This window comes from Vibrio sp. 1CM8B (assembly GCF_023161685.1).
GTDB lineage: Bacteria > Pseudomonadota > Gammaproteobacteria > Enterobacterales > Vibrionaceae > Vibrio > Vibrio coralliirubri.
The window spans coordinates 1-9,068 of the sequence record NZ_JALNTU010000026.1 but is presented as its reverse complement, the minus strand read 5'-3'; the positions used below and the strand labels follow the sequence as shown (position 1 = coordinate 9,068).

General features: G+C 44.1%; 4 protein-coding genes and 1 riboswitch. Of the genes, 2 read left to right on the top strand and 2 right to left on the bottom strand.

Features of this window, described 5'->3' with window-relative positions:
- Positions 1 to 767 precede the first annotated feature (767 nt).
- Positions 768 to 2,048, bottom strand: coding sequence for a sodium:proton antiporter (locus MSG36_RS23720; RefSeq protein WP_017061334.1), 1,281 nt, complete (start codon positions 2,046 to 2,048; stop codon positions 768 to 770).
- Between the two features lie 168 nt (positions 2,049 to 2,216).
- Between MSG36_RS23720 and metH the strand changes: the two genes are divergently transcribed.
- Positions 2,217 to 5,894, top strand: coding sequence for a methionine synthase (gene metH, locus MSG36_RS23715; protein ID WP_248369910.1), 3,678 nt, complete (start codon positions 2,217 to 2,219; stop codon positions 5,892 to 5,894).
- 114 nt (positions 5,895 to 6,008) lie between these two features.
- Here the strand turns inward: metH and lysC are convergent, their stop codons facing one another.
- Complete coding sequence (gene lysC, locus MSG36_RS23710; RefSeq protein ID WP_248369908.1) at positions 6,009 to 7,376, bottom strand: lysine-sensitive aspartokinase 3; 1,368 nt, start codon at positions 7,374 to 7,376, stop codon at positions 6,009 to 6,011.
- Between the two features lie 108 nt (positions 7,377 to 7,484).
- Positions 7,485 to 7,662: riboswitch (Lysine riboswitch) on the bottom strand.
- A 176-nt stretch (positions 7,663 to 7,838) separates the two neighbouring features.
- On the opposite strand from lysC, the gene MSG36_RS23705 reads away from it, so the two are divergent.
- Positions 7,839 to 8,978 carry an alanine--glyoxylate aminotransferase family protein gene (locus MSG36_RS23705; protein WP_048618113.1) on the top strand — a complete coding sequence of 380 codons (1,140 nt, stop codon included), beginning with the start codon at positions 7,839 to 7,841 and terminating at the stop codon, positions 8,976 to 8,978.
- Positions 8,979 to 9,068: the final 90 nt, after the last annotated feature.

Sequence of the window (9,068 nt, the reverse complement as noted above, 5' to 3'; positions counted from 1 at the left end):
ATTGGCAGAGCAGCGGATTCCAAATCCGCGTGTTGGGAGTTCGAATCTCTCCACCCCTGCCATATTTAAGGCTCTAGCAGAAATGCTAGAGCCTTTTTTGCATCTGTTGCTTCTACGAAGCAATGTTGGGATAACTAGGCGCTCCTAGCTCATCTGCGTGCTCGAACCTCCGGAGTACCTGCTCATTCCAGCCCTACCATATTTAAGAATCTAGGCTGCACGTCTCGGCAGAAATGCTAGCGCTTTTTATTCCTGTCATTTTTACAAGTATCATTAGAAGTACCAAGTGTTCCTTTAGCTATCTCTATCGAACACTGATTTAGTGCAGCCTTGCTGTATTTAATGACTTAGTTCAAAGCTAAAGCTTTCTGTTCACCACTCATCTAGCTCCGTACTCCTGTTAATAACTAACGCTATTCTAGCGAGACGTTGAGTCCCGTTATTTTTGTTTCCAGGTGAAAGGTGAAGCCTTTCGATTGAAGCTTATATAACTTGAGAGTGGGTTATTGGGTAGACTAGGGAGTGCGCAGAAGAACGAGTTCTCTGTATTACTTAACCTTCTGAAAGAGTTCTGGCCAAATTTAGTGCTCCCCGAAATTAAGGCTTTCGATCACTCCAATAATAGTGGTATCAAATATCGATATGAGTTCTATGTTCCACCCATACCTTTCAGCGATAGCTTCAGTATGGGAATTGGTGAGTTTGACTTTCATTAGGTATAAAAAAGGCCACCTAAAGTAGGCGGCCTTGGTTGATCTATCTAGGTGTTAATCTAGCTCTTTCTCTGCTTGTTTTGCTTTCTCTATCATAGGAGTGATTGTTGAGCCTTGAACTAGAATAGAGAACACAACAACGGCGTATGTCATGACAAGGATTATCTCTTTTACATCTATTGCTTTGTCTTCAATGACCCAGATACCTGAAGGGATTGAAAGCGCCATAGCTAAAGCTAAGCCACCGCGTAAACCACCCCAAGTTAGAATCTTAATCGACCACGGGTTGTAAGTTCTAAAGCGTTTAAATCCGATGTAAGACAAGAAAACACTTAAGTAACGTGCACTCAATACTAGAGGGACTGCGAACGCCATTAAGATCCAGTCTTCTTGGTGGAATTTGAATAACAGCATCGACATACCAATTAATAGGAATAATACGCCGTTTAAGAACTCATCTATCAATTCCCAGAAATGATCTAGGTGATCTTCACTCTCTTTCGAGAATCCAATAAAGCGAGTCCAGTTACCAATCATGATACCTGATACCACCATCGCTAATGGGCCTGATACATGTAGAACTTCAGCAAACGCATAACCAGCAGTTGGGATGCCGATAGTTAATAGCAACTCCATCGAGTGGTCATCGGTATTGCTGATTAGGTAGTGGAATACAAGACCTAAAACAAAACCATAGACAATGCCGCCAATCGCCTCTTGGACGAATAGCATGGTCACACTGCCGACGGTTGGCGCCTCTGTACCAAATGCGATAGTAAATAGGGTTACGAAGATCACTAAGCCAAAACCATCGTTGAATAGAGATTCTCCCTCGATTTGAGTAGAGATTCTTCTGGGCGCATCGAGTTTCTTGACTATTGCTAGTACGGCGATGGGATCGGTTGGAGAGATTAGCGAGCCAAAGAGTAGGCAGTAAATCAGATCAAATTGAATACCGATGAACTGACAAAACCCGTACAGCACAAAACCGATAAAGAATGTTGAAAACAACGTAGCACCTAACGCGAGTACTGTTATTTCCCATTTCTGGTCTTTTAAATTTGGTAACTTAATCCCTAAACCACCGGCAAAGAGTAAGAAGCCCAATATTCCCTTTAGTAGGAAATCTTCAAAGTTGATACTGGCAACGGTTTCTGAGGCGATGTCAGCCAGTTGGAACCAATTGTTTTGTCCCGCAATGATAATCAATAGAGATAACATCATTGAGCCAGCTGTGATGGCGATGGTTGTCTGCATTTTACCAATTTTTGTATTCACGAAAGCAATAAGCATGGCTGCAGCGGACAAGAAGCATAAGGTGTAATAGACCGACATTGGGATCCCAACATGTAACAAAGTATGAATATGAATTTTCGTTGTCTCATGCTCAAATAGCAAACATTTTTTGTCATGAGTCGGTAATCAATTTCCTTTTTTAGACGTCTAGACTCCTTTTTAATGTGTGATAGGATGGAGGGATAATTAAAGGAATGAGGTTGTACCGTGGGAAGTAATGTAAGGCAAAAGATTGAGGCTCTGTTGAAGCAACGAATTTTACTGATTGATGGTGGCATGGGCACTATGATTCAGGATTATAAATTGGAAGAGCAAGACTATCGTGGTGAACGCTTTGCTGATTGGCACAGTGACTTAAAGGGCAACAATGACCTTTTAGTTCTTACACAGCCTAAGCTTATCAAAGATATCCATTCAGAATACTTGGAAGCTGGGGCTGACATCCTCGAAACCAATACCTTTAACGCTACAACCATCGCTATGGCCGACTATGATATGGAAAGCCTTAGTGAAGAGATTAACTTTGCTGCTGCCAAGCTTGCTCGTGAAGCAGCTGATGAATGGACCGCAAAGACCCCAGATAAACCTCGCTTCGTAGCGGGTGTATTAGGCCCTACCAACCGAACTTGTTCTATATCCCCTGATGTAAACGATCCAGGTTACCGTAATGTTAGCTTTGACGAACTGGTTGAAGCTTATTCTGAATCGACTCGCGCGCTCATTAAGGGCGGTTCAGATTTAATTCTTATTGAAACTATCTTTGATACGTTAAACGCGAAAGCGTGTGCTTTTGCGGTTGAATCTGTTTTCGAAGAAGTAGGTATCAGTCTGCCAGTGATGATTTCCGGTACCATCACTGATGCATCAGGTCGTACCCTTTCAGGACAGACGACAGAAGCATTCTACAACGCCCTTCGTCATGTAAAACCAATCTCATTTGGATTGAACTGTGCATTGGGCCCTGATGAACTGCGTGAGTATGTCGGTGAGATGTCTCGTATCTCAGAGTGCAATGTTTCTGCTCACCCTAATGCGGGTTTGCCTAATGCATTTGGCGAGTATGACCTTTCTCCTGAGGATATGGCTGAACATGTTAAAGAGTGGGCTGAAAGTGGCTTCTTGAACCTAATTGGTGGGTGTTGTGGTACTACTCCAGAGCATATCCGTGAAATGGCTGAGGCCGTTGAAGGTGTAACGCCGCGTCAATTGCCAGACTTACCAGTTTCTTGTCGTCTTTCGGGACTAGAGCCACTGACGATAGCTAAAGAATCTTTGTTCGTGAATGTAGGTGAGCGGACCAATGTTACCGGCTCTGCACGCTTTAAGCGCCTTATCAAAGAAGAGCTCTACGACGAAGCCTTGAGTGTAGCTCGAGAGCAAGTCGAGAATGGTGCTCAAATTATCGATATCAACATGGATGAAGGGATGCTAGACGCCGAGGCGTGTATGGTTAAATTCCTGAATCTATGTGCTTCAGAACCTGAAATCTCGAAAGTACCTGTTATGGTCGATTCTTCTAAGTGGGAAGTTATCGAAGCTGGCCTAAAGTGTATTCAAGGCAAAGGCATCGTTAACTCAATCTCTCTAAAAGAAGGCAAAGAGAAGTTTGTTGAGCAAGCCAAATTAGTTCGTCGTTATGGTGCTGCTGTCATCGTGATGGCGTTTGATGAAGTAGGGCAGGCTGATACTCGAGAGCGTAAAGTCGAAATCTGTACCAATGCCTACAACATTCTTGTTGATGAAGTCGGTTTCCCACCAGAAGATATTATTTTTGACCCGAATATTTTCGCAGTGGCTACTGGTATCGATGAGCATAATAACTATGCGGTTGATTTCATTGAAGCAGTAGGAGACATCAAACGCGATCTCCCGCATGCGATGATCTCTGGCGGTGTGTCGAATGTTTCATTCTCATTCCGTGGTAATAACTACGTCCGTGAGGCTATTCACGCGGTATTCCTATATCACTGTTTTAAAAACGGTATGGATATGGGCATTGTAAACGCTGGTCAGTTGGAAATTTACGATAATGTTCCAGAAGATCTGCGTGATGCTGTTGAAGATGTCGTACTAAACCGTCGTGATGATTCGACTGAAAGATTGCTGGATATGGCGACCGAATACCTAGAGCGTGCTGTTGGTAAGGTTGAAGATAAATCTGCATTAGAGTGGCGTACTTGGCCTGTAGAGAAGCGTTTGGAGCACTCTTTGGTAAAAGGTATCACCGACTTTATTGTTGAAGATACCGAAGAAGCTCGTGTTAATGCCTCTCGTCCTATTGAAGTGATTGAAGGTCCTCTAATGGACGGAATGAACGTTGTTGGTGACCTGTTTGGTGAAGGTAAGATGTTCTTACCACAGGTTGTAAAGTCTGCGCGTGTGATGAAACAGGCGGTTGCCCATTTAGAACCATTCATTAATGCATCCAAAGAAGTGGGCGCAACTAACGGTAAGATTTTGTTAGCGACCGTTAAAGGTGACGTTCACGATATCGGTAAAAATATCGTTGGTGTTGTCTTGCAATGTAATAACTACGAAATTATCGACTTAGGTGTGATGGTTTCTTGCGAGAAGATTCTCAAGGTAGCGAAAGAAGAGAATGTCGACATTATTGGCCTGTCTGGGCTGATTACACCGTCTCTTGATGAAATGGTACATGTTGCTAAAGAAATGGAGAGACAGGGTTTCAAGCTGCCTCTTCTGATTGGCGGCGCAACCACATCTAAAGCTCACACAGCAGTTAAGATTGAGCAGAATTATTCAGAACCTGTTGTATACGTAAATAATGCCTCGCGTGCAGTGGGTGTTTGTACTTCACTACTTTCTGATGAATTGAAACCCGCTTTCGTTGAGAAGCTGGATATCGATTACGATCGCGTTCGAGATCAGCACAATCGTAAGAAACCTCGTACCAAGCCTGTCACGCTTGAAAGAGCTCGTGCCAATAAAGTTGCTATCGATTGGGATGCGTATACGCCACCTGCACCCGCTAAGCCGGGAGTTCACATCTTCAATGATTTTGATGTGGCGACTTTGCGTCAGTACATCGATTGGACTCCATTCTTTATGACATGGTCATTGGTTGGTAAATACCCTGCAATCCTTGATCATGAAGAAGTGGGTGAAGAGGCAAAACGTTTATTCAAAGATGCTAATGATTTACTGGATCGCGTAGAGAAAGAGAAGCTGCTTGAAGCGCGTGGTATGTGTGCCATGTTCCCAGCGAACAGTGTTGGTGATGATATTGAGGTGTATACCGATGAATCTCGTACCGAAGTTCTAAAAGTTCTACACAATCTTCGTCAACAAACAGAGAAACCAAAAGGCTTTAACTACTGTTTGTCTGATTACATTGCGCCAAAAGAAAGCGGTAAAGCGGATTGGATTGGTGGCTTTGCGGTTACGGGTGGTATTGGTGAGCGAGAGCTGGCTGATGAATACAAAGCGAAAGGCGATGACTACAACGCGATTATGATTCAGGCGGTTGCTGACCGATTGGCTGAGGCGTTCGCGGAATATCTGCATAAAGAAGTGAGAAAGGATATTTGGGGTTACTCGCCAGATGAGAATTTGTCTAACGACGATTTGATTCGAGAGAAATACCAAGGTATTCGTCCAGCTCCAGGTTACCCTGCTTGCCCAGAGCATACAGAGAAAGGTACGTTGTGGGAGCTGATGGACGTTGAAAAGGCAATCGATATGTCATTAACGACAAGCTACGCGATGTGGCCTGGTGCCTCAGTGTCTGGTATGTATTTCTCACACCCTGATGCTAGATACTTTGCTATTGCACAGATTCAACAGGATCAAGTGGATAGCTATGCTGACCGCAAAGGTTGGGACATGTTAGAAGCCGAGAAGTGGTTAGGTCCAAACATTAACTAGTTTGAATCTACGACGAGCTTTGATTCGTATAGTAAAAAAGAGAAAGGGTTGCTTAATAGCAACCCTTTTTGTATCTGAGATTTAGTTATTTATCTGTTGGTGATAAACGCATTTTTACTCAAACAATTCTTGGTGCAGTTTTTGAATCGCCAACTTAGAAACAGATTCATCTAGCAAGAAACACAGGTTGTGTGGGCTTGCTCCGTAACAAATCATGCGTAGGTTGAAATCTTCAAGAGTGCCGAATACCTGCTTCGCATAGCCTTTGCTTTCACTCATGTTGTTACCAATAAGTGCAACAAGGCATAGGTCGTGTTCAATATCGACAGAACACAGCTCTTCAAGCTCAAGGCGAGCGGCTTCAGGTAACTCAGGAGCACCACCTGATGTGTCTGTTTGATCCAGAGTAAGTGACACACTGATCTCTGAGGTAGTGATAAGATCGACAGAGATCTTATGTTTAGCAAGGATCTCGAACACTTTTGCTAAGAAGCCATAGGCGTGGAACATGTTAGCACTGCGTAGCGTAACCATGGTTTGGTTGCAGCGTAGGGCAAGCGCTCTAAATAGAGGGGAGCTCTCAACTTGTTGGCGAATCCAAGTACCACCTAACTCTGGCGCTTTAGAAGAGCCGACAAATACCGGTATTTGGTGGCGTAGTGCAGGTACTAGCGTTGATGGGTGCAAGATCTTCGCACCAAAGTTTGCCATTTCCGATGCTTCACTAAAGCTGATCTCTGGGATAGGAGAAGCTTTAGGTGCAATACGAGGGTCAGTGGTGTAAATACCCGGAACATCCGTCCAGATTTCTAGACCAATCGCCTGTACAGATTCGGCAATCAATGCTGCTGAGTAATCACTGCCACCGCGGCCTAAAGTCGTGGTGTTACCTTCGCTATCAGCGCCGATAAAACCTTGTGTAACGACAACTTGTTGTTGGCAAAGTGGAATAAGTTTCTGTTGAGCTAGAGCGGCAATATCTTCGAGTTGAGGTTCGGCTTTACCAAAATCATCATTAGTGCGCATCACATCTCTGATATCAAAGCGAACAGCAGGAGTGCCTCGTTCACGGATGATCTGAGCCAAGATGTGTGTCGACATCAACTCGCCGCATGCGACAAGGTGATCAGTCAGTTTAGTGCTTGTTTGGAATGATGCAGCCTCTGCAGCGCTCGCAATGTCATCAAGAATGCTGTGAACTTCTTTTTCGATGCTGATTGGGTCTGCGAGTTGATCAAGAATTGCGTTATGAATATCCTCTAATTGCGCCATTAGTTCCTGACGACGAGCTTTGTCTTGAACACCATTTGCTAGTTCAACCAGCAAGTTAGTGACACCAGAGCATGCACTACTCACTACCAGTTTCGTGTTTGAGTTGTTTTCAATAATGGCAGCACAACGGCTCATTGCTTCAAAGTTGGCAACACTTGTTCCACCAAACTTAGCGACATTAAAAGAACCAGCTACATTAGATGCACTCACGATATATCTCCCACGACTTCCTAAAATAAAATTACGGTTGGGTAATCCAACGTCCGATGTTTTTCGAAGAGAGTTTTAGAGCAAAAAGAGAGGAATTATTAGAATAGTAACCTCAGAAGCTCTTCACCATATAGAAATGGCGACAGTTGACGGGATTCAGCCCGCTCAACCGATAATAAAGGTCCTGCATACTTTTATTATCTCGGCACTGCTCCCCATAAATGTTTTGTATTGGAAATGCGGTTCCACAAAACATCTGCCTGGGCAGTGCTCCTCTTCTGCTAGATAGCCGTTTCATTGAACGTTTTTGTGGTAACAATGTCAATCCGTAACTTGAGATAATTGAAAAATAATTTTAACAATTATGTGACAGTGGTTTGACCTCAATACTTATGGCTAATTGCTGAGGTAATCAATTTGCTTTAGGGTGGATTGTTCACAACATTAACGTAAGGGATGTACATGTCTAATTTAACACTCACTACTGCTATCGATAGCTTTTATCCACCACACCGAACGTTAATGGGGCCTGGTCCTTCTGATATCTCACCTCAAGTGCTACAGGCTTTGAGCCGTCCAACCATAGGCCACCTAGATCCACTGTTTATTGCGATGATGGATGAGCTTAAACAACTTCTTAAATACGCTTTTCAGACTGAAAACGAATTTACGATTGCCGTTTCTGCACCGGGCAGTGCAGGTATGGAGACCTGTTTTGTTAACTTGATTGAGCCTGGTGAAAAGGTGATTGTTTGTCGTAACGGTGTCTTCGGTGAGCGTATGCGAGAAAACGTGGTGCGTTGTGGTGGCGAAGCCATCCTTGTTGATGACGAATGGGGTAAGCCCGTTTCAGTTGAAAAGGTAGAACAAGCATTGGCAGAAAACCCCGATGCCGTTGCTGTTGCATTTGTGCATGCAGAGACATCAACCGGAGCGCTATCGGATGCTCAAGCTATCTCTGCTATCGCTCGTCAGTTTGATGCGTTAACGATTGTTGATGCGGTGACATCATTAGGTGGTGTGCCATTGCTGGTTGATGAGTGGCAGCTTGATGCGGTTTATTCTGGCAGCCAAAAGTGTCTGTCTTGTGTGCCAGGGCTATCTCCGGTGACTTTCTCTCAGCGTGCAGTTGATAAAATGAAAGCCCGCCAAGCGCCAGTACAAAGCTGGTTCTTGGATCAAAGTTTAGTACTAGGTTATTGGAGTGGAGAAGGTAAGCGTAGCTACCACCATACTGCCCCCGTGAATAGCCTTTATGCTCTGCATGAGTCGCTTGTTTTGTTGAAAAATGAAGGCCTAGATAATGCGTGGTCTCGTCATCATGCGATGCACCAAGAGCTTAAAGAAGGTGTAGAAGCTCTAGGGTTAAAATTTGTGGTTGATGAAGAGAGCCGCTTGCCGCAGCTTAACGCACTTTATTTCCCAGAAGGAATTGATGAGGCTAAGATCAGAACGCAGCTTTTAGAAGAATATAATCTTGAAATCGGTGCAGGGCTTGGCTCTTTGGCTGGTAAGGCATGGCGTATCGGCCTAATGGGCTACGGCGCTCGTAAAGAGAATGTCGCGTTGTGTCTAAAAGCGCTAAAAGATGTTTTGAAATAGCGTCAATAAACTGAATGTCTCGTCCTAAAATACGTTGACAGTATTTCTACTAAGCCAACAGCGTCAGCTGTTGGCTTTTTTCATGCACCT